We start from the raw sequence: 25089 nt of genomic DNA on the forward strand, positions 1-25089 counted from the left end.
CAGGGCCGTGAGCAGGAGCAACAGCATCGTCACCGCTGTGGTGTAGCGCGCCTGCAGCGAGTGCAGAGACGGCATCGGTCTCACCATTCTCCTGCCGCACCCGTGGACGGCCGGCACCTTCGAGGAAAACTTGGACGATTCGGTCCACTCTGGGGTCAGTCGTTCGACTGTGTCAAATTGATGACAAGGAGTCCTGACCTGCGCCTTCGCGTGGTCGACCGGCAAGCCGACGGGCGATCGTGAGGGGCGATCGTGAGGGGGGACCGCGAGGGGCCGTTCGCGCCAGTGGCCGCGCGGCGTGCGATGAGCCTCGGAGAATCCCTTCTCGGCTTTCGATCGGCCATGCGACAAACCCCACCTTCGGCCGCGGATCCCGCCGGGAGTCACGTCGGACGAGTAACCTTGACAACCAATGGCAAATAGTCACAAGCTGGACGAAATCGTCCAGTCCTTCGCCGGGATCACCCGACGACCGCCCGGCGCGGTCGCGACCACACCGGTGTGGGGGGCCGACATCACGCCGGGCGGCACCGCGCTCGACGGCCCGCATCCGCGAGGCGCGAACTCGACTCCCGACAGTGCGACCAGTGGTGAGCAGGAGCGCGGTCATGACAGTGACCTTTCGCGGCGGCAACGAACACGTACGGGCACTCGTCGGCCGCCTGCGGAGGATCCGCGCCCGGCGGGCCGCCGACGCCCTCCTGCTCGGGGTTCCGTCCGCCCGGAGGGCGCGGCGAGCGGGGGAGAGGTCACTGCGGGCGGTGACGTCCCTCCGTATCGAACTGGAGGCCGTCAACCTCAGGGAATCGAGCACCCGGGTCTCCGAGGCGGGCGGGGACGAGGAGATCGCCCGGCTCGCCCGGGCCGTCAACAGGACGCTGGAACGGCTGAGCGAGGCCGACGATCGCGCCGAACACGCCTGCAAGAAACAGCGGCAGTTCGCCGCCGACGCCTCGCACGAGCTGCGCACCCCCATCGCCGCACTGCGCATGCGGTTGGAGGAGGCGCAACTGCATCCGGACGAGACCGATCTGGACGACCTCCTCGGCTACATGCTGCGTGACCTCGACCGGGTGCAGGACATCGTCGCCGATCTGCTCTTCCTGACCCGGCTGGGGGCCGTCCCACGGACAGTGGAGCGGGTGAACCTCACGGAGCTGGTCCGGGCGCAGGCCGCCCGGCAGGTGGACGGGCACCACGTCTATCTCCGGCTCGACCCAGGAGTGATCGTCGACGGCGATCCCGATCAGATCAGGCAAATGCTCGGCAACCTGCTCGACAACGCCCGGCGGCACGCCGCCCGCGCGGTACGGATCGTCCTGTGCCGCGTCGGGGACGGCGCCGAGTTGACGGTCGCCGACGACGGAGAGGGCATCCCCCTGGCCGACCGTGAGCGGATCTTTCACCGCTTCGTGCGACTGGACGCCGCCCGCAGCCGGGACCGGGGAGGCGCCGGCCTCGGCCTGGCCGTCGCTCGCGCCATCGCCTCCGCCCATCACGGCACCCTCCACGTCGAGGAGTCCCCATGCGGCGGAGCGTGCTTCGTCCTGCGGATGCCGCTCTCGCCGGGCCGCCGCACGTGACCGCGGCGATCCGTCAACACCGCGTCAGCTTTCCGCGGCGCGGCGTCGGAATTCCGTAGCGATGGCGCTCCCGCTGGTCGAGTGGAATCTAACGTCGCCTTCGTAGAGTCCTCTGGAAGGCATGACATGCTCGAAGATCCGTTATATGTGCCGGTTCGCCGCAGTTCGTTCTCTCTGGCGCTACGCCTGTTCCGGACGGCCGCGGGCAAGCAGACGGCCGTGGCCTTCACCTCACCGCTCCGGCTGACGAAGGTGCTGGGCAGCGACCAGAACTGGATCCGGCTGAGTGAGCCCGCGCTGCGGAGCATGATCAGAGATCTCGGCGTGATCAGCATCGTGATCGACCCCGCCGGCACGATGAGCCGGCCGATCTTCAGGACCGCGTGATGTGCATCCTCCAACAGAACCTCACCGACCAATATGACCAACTCGTGGAGCCGCCGACGACCGGGAACCGGCTTTCCGGCGGACCTACTCCGGCCAGGGGGAGCCGAGAATCGTGTCGACGAAGTTCCCCCGTCGGTAGCCGGGCACGTAGCGCTCCAGAACGTCGGCCTTGACGTTGCCGAACGTGGTCTCGGGCTTGGGTGCGATTCCCTCGGTGAACGCCTGCAGGATCGCCTCTTTGAAACCCGGCCGTGGATGCAGGGTGGTGATCTCGGCCCGCTGGGCGTCGTCGAGATCGTGATAGCCGATGCCGAGCACGTCGTACTCCACACCCGCGGTGACCAGCGCCACCTCCGGCTCCATGAACTCGGGGATGCCGGGGGTGGTGTGCAGGGCGATCGCCGTCCACACCCGGCGGACGCTGTCTTCGGGCACACCGCGCTCCTGCAGGAAGCGGCGGGCGGCATCGGCGCCGTCCACCTCGAAGCGCCGCCCGCTGCCGCGATGCTCCTCGTTGAGCCCCAGGTCGTGGAACATCGCGCCGATGTAGAGCAGCTCCGGGTCGAAACTCAGGTCCCGTCTCCGCCCCATCTGGCTGCCGAAGAAGTAGACACGGCGTGAGTGATGGTAGATCAGGTCGCTGGTGACCTCGCGTACGAACTCGGTGGCCTCCGCCGCCAACCCGGTATCGGGCACGGTCTGGTCGATTGTCATGGTTCTTCTCCCGTCCGGCTGTGCGCCCTTCGGGCTCTACTGTCACGTGCGGCGGCTGCCGGGACATCGCATGAACACGTGACGAAGGAATTGCTTGCCTCGTCTATGGCCTGGTCTCGAGGTGCGGGCGCAGGTGGGCGCGACCCGGCCGCCGGTCACTGCGAGGGCCGGGGCCCCGCGGCGCGGCGGAGCCGGTTGGCGATCGCGAGTCCCAGCCCCTCCTCCACCGGCAGGGACGCGACGATGAGGTCGCACCCCCGCTGGTCGAGCTCGCGCAGGAACCCGTACAGCCCGCGCGCGTAGGCGGCCGTCGAATGCGGGACCGTCACCACGGCGTGCGCCTTCACCTGGGCGCCCGCGAAGGAGGGGGGGAGAAAGACGCCCACCTGGTGCCCTAGCTCCTGCGCGAGCTCGGCTTCGGCGACGACCTTCCCGGGCTCCACGAGGATCACCCGCGCGCGCGGTGCGTAGTGTGACGGATGCTGGCCGGGCACCCGGACGGCGCTCGTCGACGGAACCGCGAGCGGGTGCCCGAGCACCGCTTCGAGGTCCTCGCGTGTCACTCCGCCGGGCCGCAGGATGCTCGGAACGTCGCCCGTGGCGTCGACGATGGTGGACTCGACGCCGACTCCGCAGGAGCCGCCGTCCAGCACGAAGTCGACGGCGTCGCCGAGCTCCGCACGGACGTGGTCCGCCGTCGTGGGGCTGACCGAGCCGAAGCGGTTGGCGGACGGGGCCGCGACGCCTCCGCCGAAGGCCGACAGCAGCGCGAGCGCGACGGGGTGATCGGGCACGCGTACGGCCACCGTCTCCAGGCCGCCGGTCGCTTCGAGAGGCACCCGGGGACCGCGCCGCAGGACCAGCGTGAGCGGCCCCGGCCAGAAGCGTTCGGCCAGCAGGCGCGCCGTCTCGGGCACGTCCTCGGCCCAGTCGCCCAGGTGCTCGGCGCCGGCGATGTGGACGATCAGCGGGTGGGAGGGCGGGCGCCCCTTGACCTGGAAGACGCGCGCGACGGCGGCGGGGTTTTCGGCGTCGGCGCCCAGACCGTAGACGGTCTCGGTCGGGAGGGCCACGAGGCCTCCGGCGCGCAGCACATCGGCCGCCTTCTCGATGTCACCGGTTAATGCCGTCACCCTCGCGATCCTTTCACTGTTCCGCTCTCCACATGCCGGGCTCTCGCCGGGCGCGTGGCGGCGAACCACGGCCGGCGGCACCGCGTGGGCCGGGACGGACGAGATCCGGCACAGCGGCACGGGGGAACCACGGGGGAACATCGCCAGGACGGCCCCTGACTCAGCGTAGAACCCGCAGGTCCTCCCCCGGCCGCCCGGGCTGCGCCCGGGCGGCTTACAGGGCCGGCAGGCCGCCGGACCCGCGCTTCATGCGATTCATCCGGGTTCGACATGGCGGGAGTATCCTGCTGCGCACGTGTCACCGACCTCTCCCCGCCGCCTTGCGAGGCCTGCCGCGCGGCAACGGCGTGGTACGGAGTCCGGCGTGGCCGGGGTGGGCTCGGCGTGAACGAAAGGGTGTCAAGTGACGCGCTGTGAGGACGCTGAGCGGGGGCCGTCGACAGCGGCCGGAGCCGGGGTGTTCTCGGTCGACGACGAGGTCGGCCGGGACCTGGCGTTGGTGGACTGGCGGGCGACCCCGCTCGGGCCGCCGGAGGAGTGGCCGCAGAGCCTGCAGACGGCGGTGAGCATCCTGCTGTCGTCCCGGTTCTCCATGTGGATGGCGTGGGGGCCGGAGCTGACCTTCTTCTGCAACGCCGCCTACCGCCGCGACACCCTGGGCCGGAAATACCCGTGGGCGCTGGGCCGGCCCGCCAGCGAGGTCTGGGCGGAGATCTGGGACGACATCGGCCCGCGGATCGACACCGTGCTGGCCACGGGGGAGGCGACCTGGGACGAGGCGCTGCTGCTGTTCCTGGAGCGCGCCGGTTATCCGGAGGAGAGCTACCACACGTTCTCCTACAGCCCCCTCAGGGACGACTCCGGCACCGTGGTCGGCATGTTGTGCGTCGTCAGCGAGGAGACCGAGCGGGTCATCGGCGAGCGGCGCATGGCGACCCTTCGGGATCTCGGCTCCGATCCCAGCGTGGTCCGCACCGAGCAGGAGATGCTGGCCTTCGCCTGCCGGCAGCTCGGCCGCAATCTGCACGACCTTCCGTTCACGTTGACCTACCTGTTCCAGGACGGCGGCGGCGCACGGCTGGCGGGGGTGACCGGCGATGCCGCCGGGCATCCGGCCGCCCCTCTCACGCTGCCGGCCGACGCCCCGGACGCGATCTGGCCCGCGGCGGCGCTGGCCCGGGGAGAGTCGGTGATCGTGCCGCTCGACCCTGTCCCACTCGACGGGGCCCCGTTCACCGGTCTGCCGGCCGGAAACTGGCCGGAGCCGCCCACGCAGGCGCTGGTGGTGCCGCTGCTCCAGCAGGGCAGTGCGCCGTACGGGTTCCTGGTGGCCGGGCTCAACCGCTACCGCCCTCTGGACGAGGCGTACCGCGGGTTCATCGAGCTCGCCGCGGGGCACGTCGCGGCGGGCGTCGCGAGCGCCCGCAGCTACCAGGCCCAGCAGCGGCGGGCGGAGGAGCTGGCCGAGCTCGACCGTGCGAAGACCGTCTTCTTCTCCAACATCAGTCACGAGTTCCGCACGCCGCTGACCCTGATCATGGGGCCGGTGGAGGAACTGCGCGGGCGCCTGCAGGGAGCCGACCCGCAGGTGCGCGAGGAGCTGGAGGTCATCCGCCGCAACGGGTTGCGGCTGGGCAAGCTGGTCAACACCCTGCTCGACTTCTCCCGCATCGAGGCCGGCCGGATGCAGGCCAGCTATGAGCCGGTCGACCTGGCCACCGTCACCGCCGAGCTGGCCAGCCTCTTCCGCTCCGCCGTCGACAAGGCGGGCCTGGACTTCCGGGTCGACTGCCCTCCCTCTGACGAGCCGGTCTACATCGACCGCGGCATGTGGGAGAAGGTGGTGCTCAACCTGCTCAGCAACGCGTTGAAGTTCACCTTCCAGGGCGCGATCGGCGTCACCGTCCGCCGTGAGGACGACCACGCGGTGGTGACCGTCACCGACACGGGCATCGGCGTCCCGGCCGAGGAGGTGCCGCGGCTGTTCGAGCGGTTCCACCGCATCGAGAACGCGCGCTCGCGGTCCAACGAGGGAAGCGGCATCGGGCTGGCCCTCGTGCACGAGCTGGTGAGCCTGCACGGCGGCACCATCGGCGCCGACAGCGTCGAGGGCGAGGGCACCCGTTTCACCATCCGCCTGCCGTACGGCTCCGCGCACCTGCCCGTCGAGGCGATCACCACGGCCGGCGTCGGCGCCGGCGCCACCACCGCGGACCCGTACGTCGAAGAGGCGCTGCGCTGGCTGCCCGCGGACGACGGCCGTGAGCCCGCCGGGGACGCGATGGGGCTGCCGTCCCACGACGGCTCCACCACCCGGTCCAAGGGCTCGGCGGTCCCGGCGCGCGTGCTGGTCGCCGACGACAACGCCGACATGCGCGGGTATCTCGTCCGGCTCCTCAACGGCGCCGGTTATCTCGTCAGCACCGCGAGTGACGGGATGGAGGCCCTGGACGCCGTCCGCGCGGACGCCCCCGACCTCGTGGTCAGCGATGTGATGATGCCGCGTCTGGACGGTCTGTCCCTGGTCGCGGCGCTGCGGTCCGATCCGCGCACCGCCGCCGTGCCCGTGGTGCTGCTGTCGGCCCGGGCGGGCCAGGAGGCGTCCATCGAGGGCTTGCAGGCCGGAGCCGACGACTATCTGGTCAAGCCCTTCGCCGCCGCGGAGTTGCTCGCGCGGGTGCGGGCGAACATGGACATGGCGCGGCTGCGCCAGCACCAGGCGCGCTGGCGCAGCGCACTGGTGGACTCGCTGCAGGAGGCGTTCTTCGTCTGCGACGAGCAGGGCGCCGTCATCGAGATCAACAACGCCTTCGCCGAGATCCTCGGCTACGGCCCCGAGAGCCTCCCCTACACGCCGATCCATCCGTGGTGGCCGGACGCCGCCACCGATCCCGCCGCTCACCAGCAGGTCGCCGACGCCTTCAGCGGCCTTCTCGGTCCCGGCCAGGGCAGCTACACCATCCCGGTCACCCACCGCGACGGGCACCGGCTGTGGATCAGCGTCACCTTCAACCAGGCGCAGGATCCCGACACCGGGCGGAACGTCGTCGTCGGCACCTTCCGCGACGTCACCGCCGAGCATTACGCCATCCAGCGCGAGAGCGCCCTCGCCTCGCTGAGCACCGGCCTGTCCCAGGCCGGGAGCCTTTCCGACGCGCTGACCGGCGCACTGCGGGAACTGCGGAGCCTGTGGCGCGCCCGGTCGGTTCTGGCCGCCGTCTTCGACCACGGCGAGGAGCCGACCCTGACCGTCGACGGCGAGCCGGTGGACTGGCACGGGCTGCCGGACGATCGCCGCCGGGTGGTCACCGATCTGCTGCGGCGGCCGCTGCTCACCCCGGTCGCCGACCGCGACGGGGTCGGCATCCTGCTGGAGCACCCCGAGGGCCAGATGGCCCTGCGCATCGGCTTCGGCGACCACCGGCCCTTCACCGGCGAGGACCAGGTGCTGCTGTCGCTGCTGGCCGGGCGTCTCGCCCAGGGACTGGTGCGCGCCCACCAGATCGACCAGCAACGCGAGACCGCCATCGCGCTGCAGCGCGCCATCCTCGGCCCCGCCCGGCTTCCCGAGGGGTTCGCCGTACGCTACGAGCCCGCCACCCGGCCCCTGGAGGTCGGCGGCGACTGGTACGACACGATCGCCCTGCCGGGGGGACGCATCGGCATCGTCGTCGGCGACTGCGTCGGGCGCGGGGTGGACGCCGCCGCCGTCATGGGGCAGTTGCGCAGCGCGTGCCGCGCGCTGCTGCTGCAGGACGACAGCCCGGCCCGCGTGCTCATGGCACTGGACCAGTTCGCCGCCGGCGTCCCCGGCGCGAGGTGCACCACCGTCTTCTGCGCCGTCCTCGACCCGGAGACCGGGCGCCTGTCCTACTCCAGCGCCGGGCATCCGCCGGGGATCCTCGCCCACCCCGACGGCAGCACGGGCCTGCTCGACGGCGGGCGCTCCGTTCCCCTGGCCGTACGCCCTGGGGCGACCCGCCCGGAGAGCGAGACGATCATCCCCGCGCGCGCCACGCTCATGCTGTACACGGACGGCCTGGTCGAGCGCCGCCGCCGCCCGCTGTATTCGGGCATCGACCAGGCCAGCCAGGCCGTCCAGGACGGCAGGAACGTCGCCGTCGACGACCTCGCCACCCAGGTGATGATCCGCCTGGCGCCCGCCGACGGCTACGACGACGACGTGGCTCTGCTGCTCTACCGGCACCCGGCCCCGCTGGAGATGAGCTTCCCCGCCGAGTCGTCCCAGCTGGCGCCCGTCCGCAAGGCGCTGCGGAGCTGGCTCGGCCAGTGCGACCTGCCGGCCCAGATCGTTCAGAACATCCTGGTCGCCGCCGGTGAGGCGTGCGCGAACGCCATCGAGCACGGCCACCGCCACACCCCTGGCGACGTCGTCCGTCTGCGGGCCGAGGCGTCGGTCGACAACCTGCGTCTCACCGTCGCCGACACCGGCCGCTGGAAGTCCCCCGAGCCGGAGGCGAACGCCCACCGCGGCCGCGGTGTCGCGCTCATGCGCGCCATGATGCAGCAGGTCACCATCACCCCCGGCCCGTACGGGACCACCGTCGACATGCAGATGAGGATCGCCTGATGACCACGCCCCTGACCCTCACTCCTGGGGTTCGCCCGGACGGCGCCGCTCTCCTGACCGCGGCCGGTGAGATCGACATGAGCAACACCGACGCCCTGGAGGCCGCTCTCGAAAGCACGCCGGGGCCCGTCGTTCTCGACCTGACCTCCGTCGAATACCTCGACAGCGCGGGCCTGAGCGTCCTTTTCGCGCACGCCGACCGCATCACCCTCATCGCCAATCCGCTGCTGACTCCCGTCCTGACCATCTCCGGGCTGGCGGACATCGCGACCGTCCACGACGGCGACCCCGACGCCCGGTAGTTCCGGCGCCCCCAGGCGCTCCCAGGCGCTCCGGCCTGCGGTCCATCCCCTCGGTGAGATTTTGCCCCCACTTGCGTTGATCTCTTTACACGAGTCATGTGATAGTTGACTATCAAGTGGCGCTCGACGGCTCGTGCTGAACGATGATCCGCTCTGGAGGCATCATGACCACTGCCGAACCTCGGACCTTCCCCTTCGGCCAGGTGGAGCGGCTGGAGGTGGACCCGCTCTTCTCCCGGTTGCGGCAGGAGGAACCGCTGTGCCGGGTCCGGCTGCCCTACGGTGAACCCGCGTGGCTCGCGACCCGCTATGAGGACGTCAAGGTCGTGCTCGGCGACCCGCGGTTCAGCCGGGCCGCGGCGATCGGCCGCGACGAGCCGCGGATGCGGCCCCACCGGTCCCGCCCCGGCACCATCCTCAGTTTCGACCCGCCCGAGCACAGCAGACTGCGGAGGCTGGTGTCGAAGGCGTTCACCGTACGGCGGATCGAGCTGCTGCGGCCGCGGACCCAGGAGATCGCCGACGAGCTCGTCGGCGCGATGCTGGTCAAGGGCGCCCCGGCCGACCTCGTCGAGGACTTCGGGCTGCCGCTGCCGATCACGGTCATCTGCGAGTTGCTGGGCGTTCCCGTCGAGGACCGGGTCGACTTCCGGACCTGGTCGGACGCGCTGCTGTCCACCACGCGGTTCACCCCCGATGAGGTGACGCGCTGCATGGGCCTGCTCCGCGAGTACATGGCCGGCCTGATCGCCGAGCGCCGGCAGGCCCCGAAGGACGATCTGCTCAGCGCGCTCGTCGCGGCCCGCGACAACGAGGAGAGGCTGTCGGAGGAGGAGATGCTGTCGCTGGCCGAGGCGCTGCTGGTCGCCGGTCACGAGACGACGGCCACGCAGATCCCGAACTTCGTCTACGTGCTGCTCACCCACCCCGAGCAGCTCGCGGCGCTGCGGGCGGACCTCGACCTGATCCCCAGGGCGGTCGAAGAGCTGATGCGCTTCGTCCCGCTCGGAGGCGGCGCTTCCATCGCCCGCTACGCGCTGGAGGACGTCGAGCTCGGCGGCGTCACGGTGCGCGCCGGGCAGGCGGTGGTCGTGAGCCTGGTGTCGGCCAACCGCGACGAGTCGGTCTACACGAACCCCGGCGAACTCGAATTCGACCGTCAGCAGGCCTCGCATGTGGGGTTCGGGCACGGGGCGCACCACTGCCTCGGCGCCCCGCTCGCCCGGATGGAGCTGCAGGTCGCCCTGCGTACGCTGCTCGCCCGGCTGCCGGGACTGCGCTTCGCCGGCCACGAGGACGACGTCGTGTGGAAGACGGGGTTGTCCACCCGAGGGCCCGAGCACATGCCGGTCACCTGGGACGAGCCCTGACGAGCGTACCGAGCTAATCGATAGTCGCCTATCACTTTTGTTAACCTGTGATGGTGACCACCGAGAGCTCACGGCGGCTGCGCGCCGACGCCGCACGCAACTCCGGCAGGATCCTGCGCGCGGCCCGGGAGGTCTGGGCCGAGCAGGGCCCCGACGCGCTGCTCGAAGACATCGCCCGCCGCGCCGGGGTCGGCATCGCGACGCTCTACCGTCACTTCCCCGACAAGGCGGGCCTGGTCCGGGCGGCCCTCGACCAGAGCTTCGCCGAGAACATCGCCCCCGCCATCGAACGGGCACTCGGCGACGACGATCCCCGGCGCGGTCTGACGGCCGTGCTGGAGGCGGCGATGTCCACGGCGGCCCGGGAACACAACACCCTGGCCGCCGCGCGGAACTCCGGCGCCGTCACCGCGGAGGCCAGCAGCCCGTTCATCGAGTCGCTGACCCTGCTGGCCCGGCGCGGGCAGGAGGCGGGTCTCATCCGTGCCGACCTCGTCCCCGACGACCTGCCGCGGATCATGGTCATGCTGATGGGCGTCCTGTGGACGATGGATCGCGGCAGCGACGGCTGGCGGCGCTACCTCGCGCTCGTCCTCGACGCCCTGTCTCCCGGCGCGGCCTCCCCGCTGTCGCCCGCCGTGCCGCTCAGGTCACCGCGCAGGCGAAGCGGCGTTCCGGGCTCGGCCTGGTAGGCGATGACGACCTGGCCGTCGGTCCCGCCGGCCACGGCCGATTAAAAGCGGAGTTCCGGCCCGAGCCCGGCAATGAAAGTTTCATCGCCGGGCGGTCTCCGGAGCCGACCGGACTTCCTCACAAAATCCTTCCCGGAAGAGTGGGCGCGGTGAAATTCCGGCCGCCGCCGGACTACGCGAGGATGCCCGGCGAGGCGCCGCCCGGTGAGAAACTTGGGAGGTGGAGACCTCGGTGCCAGGGCGAGCCGAAACACGGCTTCAGGCCAAAATACTTACGCGATTGCGTGACGCCGGTCCGCAATCACGCATTCAGCTGTCAGAACACTTCGAAGTGTCACGCACCACGATCGGGACGGAACTCAGCCGGCTTACGGCGCTTCAACTCGTCGAGGAAATCGGGCCGGCCGCGTCTCGTGGAGGGCGCCGCTCGACCGTTGTCGATCTCGCCGGTCGGGTCCGGTTCGTCGGCGTCGCGATCGGCGCGACCTCGGTTTCCGCCGCGGTCACCGACGGCAGGCTGCGCGTTCTCGCATTCGAGCGCGCCGAATGCGACGTACGCCAGGGTCCCGAGCCCGTGCTCGAACTCGCCATGGAACAGAGTCGCCGGCTGCTCCTGAAATCGGGAGTGGACCGGCCGATGGGAGTCGGCGTCGGCGTGCCCGGCCCGGTCGACTTCTCCCGCGGTATCCCGATCTCGCCACCGATCATGCCGGGGTGGGACGGTTATCCGATCCGCGATGTCTTCGGCATGCGGTTCGATTGTCCGGTCGTACTCGACAACCATGTCAATGCAATGGCCCTGGGCGAACAACACGCCGGTGCGGCCGGCACCGCCGAGAACTTCCTGTTCGTCAAGGTCGGCGCGGGCATCGGCTGCGGAATCGTCGCCAAGGGCGAGCTCTATCGCGGCATGGACGGGTGCGCGGGGTATATCGGGCACATACCGGTCGCCGATTCGGGCGAGATCTGTGTCTGCGGCAACACGGGATGCCTGGAGGCGTCCTTCGGCGGCGACGCGCTGGCCCGCGACGCGCTCGCCGCGGCCCGGTCCGGGCGCTCACCCCTGCTCGGGGAACTCCTCGAACGCGACGGCACGCTGACCGCTGTGCAGGTGGGCGAGGCGGTCGCCGCGGGTGACGCGACGTCCGTCCAGATGGTGCGCGACGGCGGACGGCGGGTGGGCGAGGTGCTCGCGGGCCTGGTGTCGTTCTTCAACCCGAGCCTCATCGTGCTGGGCGGCGGGCTCACGCTGCTGGGCCACGTGCTGCTCGCCGAGATCCGCGGTGCGATCTACCGCCGCTCGCCGCCCCTCGCCACCAGGAATCTGCCGATCACGATGAGCGACCTCGGCCCGCAGGCCGGCGTCATCGGCGCGGCCAGGCTCGTGAGCGAGGAGGTCTACGGCGTTCTCCGGTGATCGGCGCTCCCGCCCGGACGGTCGCCGATGACGACATCCGTGCCACACGGGATTGCATGATCATGCATTCCCGTGTATATATTCTACTCGTGTCCAAGGTGCTCACTTCTCTGCCTGTCGGCGAGCGTGTCGGGATCGCCTTCTCCGGAGGCCTCGACACCTCGGTAGCGGTCGCATGGATGCGGGAGAAGGGTGCAGTACCGTGCACCTACACCGCCGAAATCGGCCAGTACGACGAACCTGACATCGCCTCGGTGCCGGGGCGTGCCACCGCGTACGGCGCGGAGCTCTCCCGGCTGGTCGACTGCCGGGCGGCCCTGGTCGAGGAAGGTCTCGCGGCCCTCGCCTGCGGGGCGTTCCACATCAGGTCCGGCGGCCGCACGTACTTCAACACCACCCCGCTCGGGCGGGCGGTCACCGGCACCCTGCTGGTGCGCGCGATGCTCGAGGACGGCGTGCAGATCTGGGGAGACGGCTCCACCTTCAAGGGCAACGACATCGAGCGGTTCTACCGCTACGGTCTGCTCGCCAACCCCTCCCTGCGGATCTACAAGCCATGGCTGGACGCCGACTTCGTCAACGAGCTCGGGGGGCGCAAGGAGATGTCCGAGTGGCTCCTCGCCCACGGGTTGCCCTACCGGGACAGCGTGGAGAAGGCCTACTCCACCGACGCGAACATCTGGGGTGCGACCCACGAGGCCAAGTCTCTTGAGCACCTCGACACGGGCATCGAGATCGTCGACCCCATCATGGGCGTGCGTTTCTGGGACCCCGACGTCGAGATCGCCACCGAGGACGTCACGATCGGCTTCGAGCAGGGCCGTCCGGTGACGATCAACGGCAAGGAGTTCCCCTCCGCCGTCGATCTGGTGCTGGAGGCCAACGCCGTCGGCGGCCGGCACGGCCTGGGCATGTCCGACCAGATCGAGAACCGGATCATCGAGGCCAAGAGCCGGGGCGTCTACGAGGCGCCGGGCATGGCGCTGCTGCACGCGGCCTACGAACGGCTGGTCAACGCGATCCACAACGAGGACACCCTCGCCAGCTACCACGCCGAGGGGCGGCGGCTGGGCAGGCTGCTCTACGAGGGCCGCTGGCTGGACCCGCAGGCGCTGATGCTGCGCGAGTCGCTGCAGCGCTGGGTCGGCATGGCGGTGACCGGGCAGGTGACCCTGCGGTTGCGGCGCGGTGAGGACTACTCCGTGCTGGACACGTCCGGACCGGCGTTCAGCTACCACCCGGACAAGCTCTCCATGGAGCGCACCGAGGACTCCGCCTTCGGCCCGGTGGACCGCATCGGGCAGCTGACGATGCGCAACCTCGACATCGCCGACTCTCGCGCCAAGCTGGAGCAGTACGCCAGGATGGGCATGGTCGGCAGCCAGCAGCCGGCGTTGATCGGAGCCGCTCAGGCGGCCTCGACCGGGCTGATCGGCGCGATGCCCGAGGGCGGGGCCGAGGCGATCGCCTCTCGCGGTGAGGTCTCCACCGAGGAGGAGCTGCTCGACCAGGCCGCCATGGAGCTCGGTACCGACTGACCGGGCCGCCACGGAGCTCGGCACCGACTGACAATCACGATGGGGCGCCCGCTGTGCGGGCGCCCTTGTCGTGCCGACCTGCTCGCCCGCACCGTGAGACGCGCCGTCCCGTCGAACGCCCCCGAACGCGACGCGGAACCGCACGATGCCGAGCTTCGCGTATTGGCGGTCGCGACCACGGCGGTGGCCTTCCGGCGCGCCCGGCGCCAAGCCGCACGCCGCTCAGGACCGGCCGAGACGTACCCGTAAAAGGTGGGTAGGCCGCGGAGCCGCCCGGGGCGACTGTTGTTCGCCCTGTGCCTGTTTACCCTGTGCATACGTGCCCTTTGCCCGGGTAGCGCGGCCCTTGTTCGCGAGATCGACCCCCGGAGGGGGAGGCGCGGTGGCACTGCGGATCGAGGACTACGGGCTGCTCGGCGACCTGCACACGGCCGCGTTGGTGGGGCGCGACGGGTCGATCGACTGGTTGTGCCTGCCCCGGTTCGACGCCCCCGCCTGTTTCGCCGCCCTGCTCGGCGACGAGCGGGCGGGCCTGTGGCGCCTCGCCCCCGCGGCCGGCGGGCTGTGCACGCGCCGCCGCTACCGGGGCGACTCCCTGATCCTGGAAACGGAGTGGGACACCCCCAAGGGATCCGTACGCGTGATCGACGCGATGCCGCCACGGGGTGAGGCGGCCGACGTGGTGCGCGTCGTGGAGGGCGTCAGCGGGCGGGTGCCGATGCGCATGGCGCTGCGACTGCGGTTCGACTACGGGCACATCATGCCCTGGGTGCGGCACCAGGACGGGCGGCTCGCGGCCGTCGCCGGACCGGACGCCGCCTGGCTGAAGACACCGGTGCCGCTCCGCGGCGAGGATATGACCACCTATGCTGAATTCGAGGTGGTTGCCGGGCAGCGGGTGCCGTTCGTGCTGACCTATCGGCCTTCGCACGAGCGCATGCCGCGTCCGGTGGACGCGGACAAGGCCCTCGCCGACACGGAGGCGTTCTGGACGTCGTGGATGCGCGGCTTCCGGCACGAGGGCCGGTGGGAGGAGGCCGTGCGCCGATCACTGGTCGTGCTGAAGGCGCTGACCTATGCGCCGACCGGCGGCATCGTGGCCGCGGTCACGACCTCGCTGCCGGAGCAGCCGGGCGGGCCGCGCAACTGGGACTACCGGTTCTGCTGGCTGCGCGACGCGACGTTCACGCTGCAGGCGCTGCTGGGCACCGGCTTCGTCGCCGAGGCCAGGGCCTGGCGGGAGTGGCTGCTGCGGGCCGCGGCCGGAGACCCGGCCGACCTGCAGATCATGTACGGCATCGACGGCACCCGCCGCCTGCCGGAACACACGCTCGACTGGCTGGGCGGCTACGACGGCGCGGCTCCGGTGCGGGTCGGCAACGCGGCGTCCGGGCAGTTCCAGCTCGACGTGTGGGGTGAGGTCCTCGACGGGCTGCACCTGGCCAGGACGGCCGGCATCCACGCCGACGAGCAGGCGTGGGACCTGCAACGGGCGCTGCTGGACTTTCTGGAAGGCCACTGGGACGACCCGGACAACGGGCTGTGGGAGGTGCGCGGCGACCGCCGCCACTTCGTCCATTCCAAGGTCATGGCGTGGGCGGGCCTGGACCGCGCCGTACAGGCCGTCGAACGCTTCGGCCTGGACGGGCCGGTGGACCGGTGGCGCGCCACCCGCGACAAGATCCACGCCGAGGTCTGCGACCGCGGCTACGACGCCGGGCGGGGCACGTTCACCCAGTTCTACGGCTCCGAGGGGCTGGACGCCGCCCTGCTGCTGATCCCCCGGGTGGGGTTCCTGCCCTGGGACGACCCGCGGGTGGCCGGCACCGTCGAGGCGGTGCGACGCGAGCTGTGCTCCGACGGTTTCCTGCTGCGTTACCAGCCGCGGGCCGACGGCAACGTGGACGGCCTTCCCGGCACCGAGGGGGTGTTCGTCACCTGCACGTTCTGGCTCGCCGACGCCTTGTACGGCATCGGCCGCCATCGGGAGGCGTACGAGTTGTTCGAACGGCTGCTGAGTCTTCGTAACGATCTCGGCCTGCTGAGTGAGGAGTACGACCCCGTCACCGGGCGGCAGCTCGGCAACACGCCCCAGGCGTTCAGCCACGTCGGGCTCGTGAACGCGGCCCGCCACCTGTCCGGGGCCCGGCCGGCCGAGCACGTCGCCCACGGCCGCCAACACGTTGGAGGTGAGCGCTGATGCGCGCTCTCACCGTCATACCGCTGCAGAAGGACTCCCTGGCCGTCACCGAGGTCCCCGATCCCGAGCCGGGCGAGGGGGACCTGCTCGTCGAGGGTCTCGCCGCCGGCGTGTGCGGCACCGACAAGGAGATCGCCGCCGGGGAGTACGGCTGGGCCCCGCCCGGCCGCGAACGCCTGGTCATCGGCCACGAATCGCTGGGCAGGGTGCGGCAGGCGCCTTCCGGCAGCGGCTTCGCCCCGGGGGACCTGGTGGTCGGAGTGGTCCGGCGGCCCGACCCGGTGCCGTGCGGCGCCTGCGCGCACGGGCAGTTCGACATGTGCCGCAACGGCCGCTACACCGAGCGCGGCATCAAGGAACTGGACGGATTCGCCAGCCAGAGCTGGGTGGTCGAGCCGGACTACGCCGTCAGGCTCGATCCCGGGCTGGCCGACGTCGGAATGCTCCTCGAACCGACCAGTGTCGTAGCAAAGGCCTGGGACGAGGTCGAGAAGGTCGGCGCCCGGGCCTGGTTCGCGCCGACGACCGCGCTGGTCACCGGCGCAGGGCCGGTCGGCCTGCTCGCGGCGTTGCTCGGCGTGCAGCGCGGGCTGGAGGTGCACGTCCTCGACCGGGTCACGGACGGCCCGAAACCGGCCCTCGTGCGGGACCTCGGCGCGGTCTACCACTGCGAGGACGCCGGAGAGGTCGCCGCGAAGGTGCGCCCCGACGTGGTCATCGAGGCGACCGGCGTGGGACCGGTCATCTTCGCCGTGGCCGCGAACACCGCGCCCTACGGCATCGTCTGTCTCACCGGTGTCTCCTCGGCCGGGCGCCGGATCACGCTCGACGCGGGCAGCCTCAACCGTGACATCGTGCTGGAGAACGACGTGCTCATCGGCTCGGTCAACGCCAACCTCGGCCACTACGCCACCGCGGCCGACGCCCTGGCCAAGGCCGACCTCGCCTGGCTGAACCGGCTGATCACCCGCAGGGTGCCGCTGGAGTCGTTCCGGGACGCCTTCACCGCCGGGCCGCAGGACGTCAAGGTCGTCGTCGAGCTGTGACGGCTCTCCCGCTCACAGCACGAAGATCAGCATGGCGGTGAGGCCGAGGGTCGCCGCCACGAAGCCGGCCGTCCTGGGCTGCCGGGCGGCCTCCCGGCGAGAGGAGACGACCAGCAGGGCGCCCACGGCGAGCGCCGCCACGAGGTGCAGGCCGTACCAGACGGGAATGGGCACCCTGGCCAGGAAGGTGCCGGACAGCAGGTCGTCGGCCGACCCGTAGCCGCCGAGCGCGGCGACCGCGGCCAGGCCCAGCACCGGGAGCGCGTACAGGAACCGGCCGAGCAGGGCCCAGACGACGGTCCCCAGGCCGAGCAGGATCGCACAGCGGTGGTGCAGTTGCCGTGCGAGCAGGCCGCCGCGATCGTCGAAGCCGATGTCGAGGATCGAATGGTAGGCGGCGCTCACCCGCACGCCTCGCAGCGGCTCGTAGTCGCCGGTGTAGGAGACCGTCTCGCCGCTGGGCACGTAGGAGAACGCCAGCACGCCGCCGGTGATCAGGAAGACCGCGAAAAGGTAGATGAGCATCTCACCCATCGCCTGCCTCGTCCGATTCACCGGCACATTTCAGCACATGCGGGTGCTTCAGGGGAGCGGGAACAGGTGGACCGCCTTGGCGGGTGTCTCGCGGGTCGTGAACGGAACCGGGCTGAGCGCGTCGAGGCGCTCGGCGAACTCGGCCGCGAGGCCGGTCAGGACCAGCATCCCCGCCGTCGTCTCCGCCACGCGCTGCTGCGCCACGATCAGGGCGGTGATGCCGGTGCTGTCCCAGTAGGTCACCGCGGAAAGGTCGATCACCAGCCCTGCCGCCGGTGTGCCGGAGACGAGCTCCCCGACCGCCGCGGTGATCTGGGGGGCCGCCTGCTCGTCGAGGGCGCCGTCCAGCTCCAGGACGGCGTGCGAGTCGAGACGGCGCAGCCGTGGGGTGGCGGACCGATGCGATCCGGGCCCGGGGAGGGCGAAGTCGGCCGTGGCGAGGGTGCCGTCCGGGCCGGAGGCGATTGTGAACCGGTCCGGCAGGTAGCGGGCGAGCCACAGCCCGTGCCCGTGCTTGACCGGCCACGCGGCGGTGTCGTAGTCGGACGAGCCGGGGTCGCCGACCTCGCACCGCAGCACGCCGTCGAGCTGCCAGATCCTCGCCTGCCCGGTTCCCGAGCCGTGGAAGACCACGTTGGTGGCGAGCTCGTGGACGGTGAGGACCAGGTCCACGGACCGTCCATAGGGCAGCCCGGCGTGGACGACGTGCGCGTGCAGCGTCTCCCGCAGGGGGTAGAGCGACCCGCGGTCGAAGGGTTGGCCGAGGATCAGCACCGGCGTCGCGGCGTCCCGCTCGCCGCTGCCGGAGCCCGAGGCGAGGTGGGAGGCGTAGTTGGTTCCGTCATCGCTCATGCGCGGTCACCAGGCTGATCCCGGGAATGCCCTGCGCGCCGAGCAGCACGAACCGCGGCGCGATGGCGGGGCTGCATCGCAGGACGACCGTGCGGGCCGGCGCCAGGCTCCGTGCCACGTCGATGATGGTCCGGGTGCAGGACAGGTCGATGAAGGACAGCTCGGCCATGTTGATCGTGACGGGGCCCTCCGTCCTGATCGCCTCGCTCAGCGCCAGGGCCAGGGCGTCCTCGGCCGCCCGGTCGATCTGTCCCGCCACCCGGATGCCGGGAGGCGCGTACTGGCGGCAGATCCGCAGCAAAGGGTCGTCGTGATAGGTGGCCGCGGCGACCGCCCGCGTGTGAAAGGGGGAGACCGAGGCGAGGGTGACCGGGTCGAAGCGTTCCCGGTCGTACTGGCACAGCACCGACACGCTGCTGTCCGACAGGATCGTCGCGATCTGCTCCTCGAAGGCGGGCAGTTGCTCGACACCGTGGACCGGCCGCAGCGCCCAGCCCATGTCGAGGGCCACCCGCAGCCCCGAGTAGCCCTCGTGCGCGGTCAGCTCCATCTGGGAGCTCAGCCACCCCATCGCGTGATCCACCGTGAAGACCTGCCCGGACAGCAGGCCCTCCTGAGAGGCGACGACGTCCATCCGGCCGCTCGCGGTGGCGGACTGCACGGCTATCCCGCGGCGGTTCAGCTCGGCCAGCGCTCCCTGCGGCTCCTCGCACAACCAGACGACCCGCAGCCCTCCCGCCAGCCCGTCCCGTACGAACGCGGCCGTGAGGTCGAGCAGTTCTTCCGGCTCGCCGAAGGTCAGGCACGCGTGATCATTGATCGCCAGATCCGTGATCTGCACCTCTGCACTGACGGTCACCGTGCCACCACCCCCGAGCGGTCCCGGCCGCCCACCGTCTCAACGGGCTACCCATCCTAGTGACCGGCATTCGTCAAGAATCGGTCTCGGCCGGCGGGAGGGCTACAGGTACGTCGGCGTACGGCCGGTTCGGTCGCGGAACATCCACCAGTTCCAGACCTGGGCGAGGAGCATCAGCGGCACCATGACCGCGGCGAAGCCCGCCAGCAGCCGCAGGGTGCTCGCCTCCGCCATCGCATCGGCCAGCCGCAGGCCGGTGCCGGGGGCGCTGGAGGAGACCAGCGCGAAGGGGCGCAGGCCGGCGCCGAGGGCGACGACGGGCAGGGCGGCCGCGCACGAGGTCGCGGCGAGAGCAGGGCCCGTACGGCCCGCCCGCAGCAGAGCCGCCCCCGCGAGGAGCGCGATCACCAAGGCGGCGCCGGCCACGAAGGCGGGCCACGGATGGACGAGGGCGTGCCGCGCCGAGGAGAGGGAGCCGGTGACGAGGACGGCGGCCGCCGCCGCGGCGGCCACGAGCAGGCCGCGGCGGCCGGCCCTCGCCGCCCGCGCGCCCGGCTCGCCGTCGGTCCGCCACGCCAGGAAGGCCGCCCCGTGCGCGAGGAACACCGCGGCGGTCGTGGCGCCGCACAGCAGCACGAAGGGGTCGAGCAGGTCGGCCGGTCCGAGGGAGAAGGCGTTCCGGGCGTCCAGCGGCACCCCGGCGAGGATGCGGCCGGCCACGAGCCCCCATCCCACGGCGGGCACCAGCCCGCCCAGGAAGATCAACCCATCCCAGAGGCGGCGTGCCGCGGCGCCCCGGTGGCGGCTGCGCAGCTGTACGGCGGCGTTGCCGACGACGATTCCGGCCAGGATCGCCGTGAACAGGAAATACATCCCGGACAGCAGCCGTCCCTCCAGGAAGGGGAAAGCGCCGAACAGCACCCCGGACGCGGCCACCAGCCAGACCTCGTTGCCGAGGAAGAACGGGCCGAAGGCGTTGAGCAGCGCCCGCCGCTCGCGGTCGTCACGGCCGAGCCGGGGCGTGAGCATCTGCACGCCGTAGTCGAGACCGGCCAGGACGAAGTAGCCGGCGAGCAGCAGCCCGAGCAGGGCCGGCCACACGAGTCCGAGAGTCACGAGGGCTCCTCTTTCACAGGGCGAGGGACGCGGTGGGCCGCTCCGCCTGCCCGTCGCCGGGTGATCCGCCCAGGTCGGTTTCGGCCGGGCCGCGGCGGGCGTACCGGACGATCAGCGCCACGTCGGCGACCCCCAGCGCGAGGAACACCCCGCAGAACAGGACCAGGGACGCCGCCATCGAGCCGACGGGCGACCGCGCGGCGGCCGTCGTGAGCTCGCCGTACACCGCCCACGGCTGGCGTCCCACCTCGCGCAGCAGCCATCCGCCGAGCGCGGCGACGAAGGGCAGGGGCACCGCGACCAGCATCAGGTACGCCGCCGGGCGGAACCGGAGGTACCAGTCCCGGTAGAGCAGGACGAGGGCCACGACGATCAGCAGGAAGATCAGATAGCCGACGTCCTGCATGACGTCGAAGGCGGTGGCGATCCAGGTGGGCGGCCGGTAGTCCCCCGCGCCGAACCGCTGCGCCAGTTGCGCCTGCACGTCCTCGACCCGCAGGGAGCCGAGGTCGTCGATGTGGCCGCGCAGGGTCGCCGCCTTCATCGGCTGGGTGTCCACGAGCGTCGGGATCTGCACGAACCCGTAGTAGAGCGCGACGAACGCCGCGGGCGTGGCCACGAACAGGCCGAGCCGCAGCGACGCGCGGAAGAACTCCCGCTCCGCCGTGCGCTTGAGGAAGTGGTAGGAGCTCACCCCCGCCACGAAGACTCCACCGGTCATCAGCGCGGCGGTGGCGGCGTGCACCAGCGCGTTGATCGCGTTGGGGTTGGTGAGCATGGCGCCGAAATCGGTGAGGTAGGCGACGCCGCCGCGCACCTCGTGCCCCACCGGGTGCTGCAGGAAGCCGTTGGCCACCATGATCCAGTACGCCGAGGCGTACGCGGTGAGGGTGACCAGCCAGATCAACGTGACGTGCACCGCCTTGGGCAGCTTCCCCCAGCCGAAGATCCACATGCCCAGGAAGGTGGACTCGGCGAAGAAGGCGACGATCGTCTCGAGTGCGAGCGGGGCGCCGAAGACGTTGCCGGCGTACTCGGCCAGGCCGCTCCAGGCGAGCCCGAACTGGAACTCCATGACCAGGCCGGTGACGATGCCCAGCACGTAGTTCACGACGTAGATCTGGCCCCAGAACCGGGTCATGCGCTCCAGGAGCGGTGTGCCCCGGAGGGCGTGCCGGGTGTGCATCACCGCGATCAGCGGGGCGAGGCCGAGGGTGAGCATCACGAACAGCCAGTGGAAACCGGCAGTCGTCGCGAACTGGAGGCGCGCCAGCGTCTCGTCCGTCATCGAGGTACGCCCGTCACCCTGCGAGAAGAGGTGGGGGGCGTGGGGTAGACCGACAAATCAGCCCTTTCCTCGCAAAGTCCGCAAGAGTGGACGGATCATATCGGGTCAGCGGTCTCCGCCCGCCGATCGGGCTCAGCGACGGAGCCGGGTCACGGTGGCGTACAGGGCCAGGGAGAGGGCCGCCCAGGTCAGGGTGGCGATCGTGAGGGACAGCCACAGCGGCCAGACGGTCACCGTGAGCGCCACCACGACGGCGAAGCCGTACAGGCCGACGGTGCCGAAGGCCGCCCCCGCCACGTCCTGCGCGGCCTGGCGTGCGCCCTCCTCCTTGGCGACGAGGGTGACGCTCGCCAGCAGGATCGCCGGGAACGCGAGGAAGAGCCCGCCCGCGCGCGGGCCGGCCAGCACGGACACCACCCCGGCGAGCGCCGACACTCCGGCGCCGAACGCGAACCGGATCACCCAGTCGCGCATGGGCGGTCGCCTCAGCTCGCCGAGCCGCAGCCGCACCTTCCTGTCGTCGTCGGGGGCCGGGTCGCCGTCACGACGGGCGCTCACGACAGGCGCGCCGGTGGCGGGGGGAGCTCCGGGGCCGTCGGCGGGGGCAGGTCCGGGGCCGTCGGCGGGGGCAGGTCCGGGGAGGCCGGCTGGGGCAGGTCCGGGGAGGCCGGCTGGGGAAGCGAAGCGGGGACCGCCGTGGTCCGGACGCCGGGCAGGCCCTGCGGCGCCAGCGCGTACCCGGCGGCCACGGCGACGCCCCAGACCGCGAGCGCGGCCAGCGCCCCCCGCCAGACGCCCCACCTGCGCACCAGGGGAACGGTGATCAGGCAGTAGAGGGCGAAGCCGACCGCGCCGACCTGCATGCCCCGGGCCGAGGCGAGGACGTCGGGGACACCGGCGATGCCGGCGGTGACGATGAGGCTGGCCAGGGCCACCGAAGGGGCGGCGCAGAACACCCCGGCGAGTCGTTTCGGCGTCAGCGTCTCGGCCAGCGCGGCGAAGGCCAGCACGAAGACGCCCCCGGCCAGCGCCTTCAGGAGGACCTCCACGATCTGATCGGTCACCTCGCCCACGCCGCGTCCCCTCCCCGAAGCCGGCACAGGAAGCCGGCACAGATGCTCGGGGGGCGTCGCTCGCCGGTTGAACCGCGTTGATTTCCGGCACCGGTACGCCCGAAACCCTCGGCGTGGACGGCGTACAGAGCTCGTCAATACTCGGTTCGAACCCGTATGAAAGCCGTCAAGAGCCACCAAATGCCACCGATCTCGGACTTTGCTTGTGCTGAGACCGTCGTGGTCCGGCGGACGTGAGTCACAACCGACGGACGTGAATCACAACCGGGGAGTGGGGATGGCGGACGTCATCTTCGTCGCTCTGACGATCGCGGTGTTCACGATCGTGGGGCTTGTCGTGAAGGCGGTGGAGCGCCGGTGAGCGTGATCAACGCCGTCGGTCTCGGCGTGGCCGCGGCGCTGCTGGTCTTCATGGTCGCGGCCCTGCTGTTCCCGGAGCGCTTCTGATGAGCGCGGCAGCGGCAGGGGCCGTGCTCGTGCTGTCCGTCGTCACGGTGCTGTCCGTCGTTTATCTGCTGCTGGGCGACTACCTGTACCGGGTCTACACCGGCACCCGCCACAGCGCGGCCGAGCGCCTCGTCTACCGTCTCGTCGGCGTGCGGCCGGACGCCGAGCAGTCCTGGGCGGTCTACGCACGCGCCCTGCTGGCCTTCTCCGCGGTCTCCGTGCTGGCCGTCTACGGCATGCAGCGCCTGCAGGACCGGCTGGTCCTCGGCCTCGGGCGACCCGCGGTCCCCGCCCACGTCGCCTGGAACACGGCCGTCAGTTTCGTTACGAACACCAACTGGCAGGCGTACTCGGGTGAGTCCACGATGGGTCACCTGGTGCAGATGGCCGGCCTGGCGGTGCAGAACTTCGCGTCGGCGGCGGTCGGCATGGCCGTGGCGGTCGCGCTCGTGCGGGGCTTCGCCCGCAGGCAGGCCGACACCATCGGCAACTTCTGGGTGGATCTCGTGCGCGGCACGTTCCGGGTCCTGCTGCCGATCGCGTTCGTCGCCGCGCTGGTCCTGGTCGCCGGGGGCGTGGTGCAGAACCTCGCGTCGCCACACGAGGTGACGACGCTGACCGGCGGCACCCAGGCGATCACCGGGGGCCCGGTGGCGAGCCAGGAGGCGATCAAGGTCCTCGGCACCAACGGGGGCGGCTTCTACAACGCCAACTCCGCCCATCCCTTCGAGAATCCGGCCGGGTGGACGAACTGGCTGCAGATCGTCCTGCTCCTGGCGATCCCGGTCGCGCTGCCGCGCACCTTCGGCCGCATGGTCGGCCAGGTGCGGCAGGGACACGCGATCCTCGCCGTCATGGCGGTGATCGCCCTGGTGAGCGTGGTGCTGACGAACGTCTTCGAGGTCTCCGGCGGCGCCACGGTCCCCCAGGCCGCGGGGGCGGCGCTGGAGGGCAAGGAGGTCCGCTTCGGCGTGCCCGGCTCCGCGACGTTCGCCGCCGTCACGACGCTGACCTCGACCGGCGCCGCCGACTCCGCCCACGACTCCTTCACGCCCCTGGGCGGCATGATGACGATGCTGAACATGATGCTCGGCGAGGTCGCGCCGGGCGGCGCCGGTTCCGGCCTGTACGGCATGCTCGTGCTGGCGGTGATCACCGTCTTCGTGGCCGGTCTGATGGTGGGCCGTACGCCGGAGTACCTGGGCAAGAAGATCGGCTCGCGTGAGATCAAACTGGCCTCGCTCTACTTCCTGGTGACCCCGGCCCTCGTGCTCGCCGGCACGGCCGCGGCGATGGGCAACCGGGCGGGTCTGGCGGCCATGCTGAACGGCGGCCCGCACGGGCTCTCGGAGATCCTCTACGCGTTCACGAGCGCGGCCGCCAACAACGGCTCGGCGTTCGCCGGGATCTCGGCGGGCACGCCCTGGTGGTGTGTCGCGCTCGGTCTGTGCATGGCCTTCGGCCGGTTCCTGCCGATCGTCTTCATCCTCGCGCTGGCCGGATCGCTGGCGCGGCAGGCGCCGGTGCCGGTCTCCGCCGGGACGCTGCCCACCCACCGTCCGCAGTTCGTCGGGATGGTGGCCGGCGTCACGGTCGTCCTCGTCGCCCTCACGTTCCTGCCTGCCCTCGCGCTCGCGCCCCTCGCGGAAGGACTGTCCTGATGCCGGCGTCAGCGCGGCGTGGAAGCGGCGGGACCGGCGGCGGGGTCAGCGGCGGGGTCGGCGGCGGCCTGCTCGATCCCCGGCAGCTCGTGAGGTCGCTGCCCCACGCGCTGCGGAAGCTGAACCCCGTCACGCTGTGGCGGAATCCGGTGATGTTCGTCGTCGAGGTCGGCGCGGCGTTCACCACTGTGCTCGCGATCGCCGATCCCTCGTTGTTCGCCTGGGCCATCGTGGTGTGGCTGTGGCTGACGGTCGTGTTCGCCAACCTGGCCGAGGCCGTGGCCGA

General features: G+C 71.3%; 21 protein-coding genes and 1 pseudogene. 13 read left to right on the forward strand and 9 right to left on the reverse strand.

All coding sequences use genetic code 11. From position 1 onward, the window contains the following. The first annotated feature begins 608 nt into the window (after positions 1-608). The gene (locus FLX07_RS35040; RefSeq protein WP_142576142.1) at positions 609-1583 is read left to right on the forward strand and encodes a sensor histidine kinase; all 975 of its coding nucleotides are present in this window, start codon (positions 609-611) and stop codon (positions 1581-1583) included. 126 nt (positions 1584-1709) lie between these two features. Then, positions 1710-1970, forward strand: a complete 261-nt coding sequence (locus tag FLX07_RS35045; RefSeq protein ID WP_142576144.1) for an SAV_915 family protein — start codon at positions 1710-1712, stop codon at positions 1968-1970. A gap of 84 nt (positions 1971-2054) precedes the next feature. Here FLX07_RS35045 and FLX07_RS35050 read toward each other — a convergent pair whose 3' ends face one another. Beyond that, the gene (locus FLX07_RS35050) at positions 2055-2684 is read right to left on the reverse strand and encodes an HD domain-containing protein (RefSeq protein ID WP_142576146.1); all 630 of its coding nucleotides are present in this window, start codon (positions 2682-2684) and stop codon (positions 2055-2057) included. A gap of 155 nt (positions 2685-2839) precedes the next feature. Continuing rightward, positions 2840-3817 carry an L-threonylcarbamoyladenylate synthase gene (locus FLX07_RS35055; protein ID WP_229689476.1) on the reverse strand — a complete coding sequence of 326 codons (978 nt, stop codon included), beginning with the start codon at positions 3815-3817 and terminating at the stop codon, positions 2840-2842. 403 nt (positions 3818-4220) lie between these two features. Between FLX07_RS35055 and FLX07_RS35060 the strand changes: the two genes are divergently transcribed. From FLX07_RS35060 to FLX07_RS35095, 8 genes are all read left to right on the forward strand, one after another. Then, a complete protein-coding gene (locus FLX07_RS35060; protein WP_208762563.1) occupies positions 4221-8408 on the forward strand; it encodes a SpoIIE family protein phosphatase in 4188 nt (1395 codons plus the stop codon). Next, on the forward strand, positions 8408-8710 hold the full coding sequence (locus FLX07_RS35065) for an STAS domain-containing protein (RefSeq protein WP_142576150.1): 303 nt from the start codon (positions 8408-8410) through the stop codon (positions 8708-8710). Before FLX07_RS35060 ends, FLX07_RS35065 begins: the two co-directional genes overlap by 1 nt. Positions 8711-8874: 164 nt before the next feature. Beyond that, positions 8875-10080: a cytochrome P450 gene (locus tag FLX07_RS35070; protein ID WP_142576152.1), complete on the forward strand. Its 1206-nt coding sequence runs from the start codon at positions 8875-8877 to the stop codon at positions 10078-10080. Between the two features lie 53 nt (positions 10081-10133). Then, positions 10134-10772, forward strand: coding sequence for a TetR/AcrR family transcriptional regulator (locus FLX07_RS35075; RefSeq protein WP_373292430.1), 639 nt, complete (start codon positions 10134-10136; stop codon positions 10770-10772). Positions 10773-11103: 331 nt separating this feature from the next. Further along, complete coding sequence (locus tag FLX07_RS35080; protein WP_229689475.1) at positions 11104-12189, forward strand: ROK family protein; 1086 nt, start codon at positions 11104-11106, stop codon at positions 12187-12189. Between the two features lie 89 nt (positions 12190-12278). Further along, complete coding sequence (gene argG, locus FLX07_RS35085) at positions 12279-13727, forward strand: argininosuccinate synthase (RefSeq protein ID WP_142576159.1); 1449 nt, start codon at positions 12279-12281, stop codon at positions 13725-13727. Between the two features lie 382 nt (positions 13728-14109). After that, on the forward strand, positions 14110-15927 hold the full coding sequence (locus FLX07_RS35090; RefSeq protein WP_142576161.1) for a glycoside hydrolase family 15 protein: 1818 nt from the start codon (positions 14110-14112) through the stop codon (positions 15925-15927). After that, positions 15927-16973 (forward strand): glucose 1-dehydrogenase, encoded by a 1047-nt coding sequence (locus tag FLX07_RS35095; protein WP_142576163.1) that lies wholly within the window; start codon positions 15927-15929, stop codon positions 16971-16973. The genes FLX07_RS35090 and FLX07_RS35095 overlap by 1 nt, the downstream gene beginning before the upstream one ends. A gap of 12 nt (positions 16974-16985) precedes the next feature. Here the strand turns inward: FLX07_RS35095 and FLX07_RS35100 are convergent, their stop codons facing one another. The 7 genes from FLX07_RS35100 to FLX07_RS35130 all read right to left on the reverse strand — a co-directional run bounded on the left by FLX07_RS35100 (position 16986) and on the right by FLX07_RS35130 (position 22695). Next, a complete protein-coding gene (locus tag FLX07_RS35100; RefSeq protein ID WP_142576165.1) occupies positions 16986-17507 on the reverse strand; it encodes a hypothetical protein in 522 nt (173 codons plus the stop codon). A gap of 48 nt (positions 17508-17555) precedes the next feature. Continuing rightward, positions 17556-18359 (reverse strand): STAS domain-containing protein, encoded by an 804-nt coding sequence (locus FLX07_RS35105; protein ID WP_142576167.1) that lies wholly within the window; start codon positions 18357-18359, stop codon positions 17556-17558. Next, complete coding sequence (locus FLX07_RS35110; RefSeq protein ID WP_142576168.1) at positions 18349-19218, reverse strand: MEDS domain-containing protein; 870 nt, start codon at positions 19216-19218, stop codon at positions 18349-18351. Before FLX07_RS35110 ends, FLX07_RS35105 begins: the two co-directional genes overlap by 11 nt. Positions 19219-19320: 102 nt before the next feature. Continuing rightward, complete coding sequence (gene cydB, locus FLX07_RS35115; protein WP_142576170.1) at positions 19321-20334, reverse strand: cytochrome d ubiquinol oxidase subunit II; 1014 nt, start codon at positions 20332-20334, stop codon at positions 19321-19323. 13 nt (positions 20335-20347) lie between these two features. Then, positions 20348-21622 carry a cytochrome ubiquinol oxidase subunit I gene (locus tag FLX07_RS35120; protein ID WP_142576173.1) on the reverse strand — a complete coding sequence of 425 codons (1275 nt, stop codon included), beginning with the start codon at positions 21620-21622 and terminating at the stop codon, positions 20348-20350. Positions 21623-21754: 132 nt separating this feature from the next. Then, positions 21755-22180 (reverse strand): DUF3147 family protein, encoded by a 426-nt coding sequence (locus tag FLX07_RS35125; RefSeq protein ID WP_142576175.1) that lies wholly within the window; start codon positions 22178-22180, stop codon positions 21755-21757. After that, positions 22177-22695, reverse strand: coding sequence for a DUF3147 family protein (locus FLX07_RS35130; RefSeq protein WP_167748510.1), 519 nt, complete (start codon positions 22693-22695; stop codon positions 22177-22179). Before FLX07_RS35130 ends, FLX07_RS35125 begins: the two co-directional genes overlap by 4 nt. 357 nt (positions 22696-23052) lie before the next feature. On the opposite strand from FLX07_RS35130, the gene FLX07_RS35135 reads away from it, so the two are divergent. The 3 genes and pseudogenes from FLX07_RS35135 to FLX07_RS35145 all read left to right on the forward strand — a co-directional run. Continuing rightward, the gene (locus tag FLX07_RS35135) at positions 23053-23142 is read left to right on the forward strand and encodes a potassium-transporting ATPase subunit F (RefSeq protein WP_051762707.1); all 90 of its coding nucleotides are present in this window, start codon (positions 23053-23055) and stop codon (positions 23140-23142) included. Then, positions 23142-24803, forward strand: a complete 1662-nt coding sequence (gene kdpA, locus FLX07_RS35140) for a potassium-transporting ATPase subunit KdpA (RefSeq protein WP_142576178.1) — start codon at positions 23142-23144, stop codon at positions 24801-24803. The genes FLX07_RS35135 and kdpA overlap by 1 nt, the downstream gene beginning before the upstream one ends. Then, positions 24803-25089, forward strand: a pseudogene (locus FLX07_RS35145) (potassium-transporting ATPase subunit B); the annotation flags it as partial. The gene kdpA and the pseudogene FLX07_RS35145, both read left to right, overlap by 1 nt.

Source organism: Microbispora bryophytorum, from assembly GCF_006874465.1.
Classification (GTDB): domain Bacteria; phylum Actinomycetota; class Actinomycetes; order Streptosporangiales; family Streptosporangiaceae; genus Microbispora; species Microbispora bryophytorum.

Coding starts and splice junctions, on each gene's coding strand:
- FLX07_RS35040 (WP_142576142.1), top strand. CDS start 609: ATGACAGTGACCTTTCGCGGCGGCAACGAACACGTACGGGCACTCGTC.
- FLX07_RS35045 (WP_142576144.1), top strand. CDS start 1,710: ATGCTCGAAGATCCGTTATATGTGCCGGTTCGCCGCAGTTCGTTCTCT.
- FLX07_RS35050 (WP_142576146.1), bottom strand. CDS start 2,684: ATGACAATCGACCAGACCGTGCCCGATACCGGGTTGGCGGCGGAGGCC.
- FLX07_RS35065 (WP_142576150.1), top strand. CDS start 8,408: ATGACCACGCCCCTGACCCTCACTCCTGGGGTTCGCCCGGACGGCGCC.
- FLX07_RS35070 (WP_142576152.1), top strand. CDS start 8,875: ATGACCACTGCCGAACCTCGGACCTTCCCCTTCGGCCAGGTGGAGCGG.
- FLX07_RS35095 (WP_142576163.1), top strand. CDS start 15,927: ATGCGCGCTCTCACCGTCATACCGCTGCAGAAGGACTCCCTGGCCGTC.
- FLX07_RS35100 (WP_142576165.1), bottom strand. CDS start 17,507: ATGGGTGAGATGCTCATCTACCTTTTCGCGGTCTTCCTGATCACCGGC.
- FLX07_RS35105 (WP_142576167.1), bottom strand. CDS start 18,359: ATGAGCGATGACGGAACCAACTACGCCTCCCACCTCGCCTCGGGCTCC.
- FLX07_RS35120 (WP_142576173.1), bottom strand. CDS start 21,622: ATGACGGACGAGACGCTGGCGCGCCTCCAGTTCGCGACGACTGCCGGT.
- kdpA (WP_142576178.1), top strand. CDS start 23,142: ATGAGCGCGGCAGCGGCAGGGGCCGTGCTCGTGCTGTCCGTCGTCACG.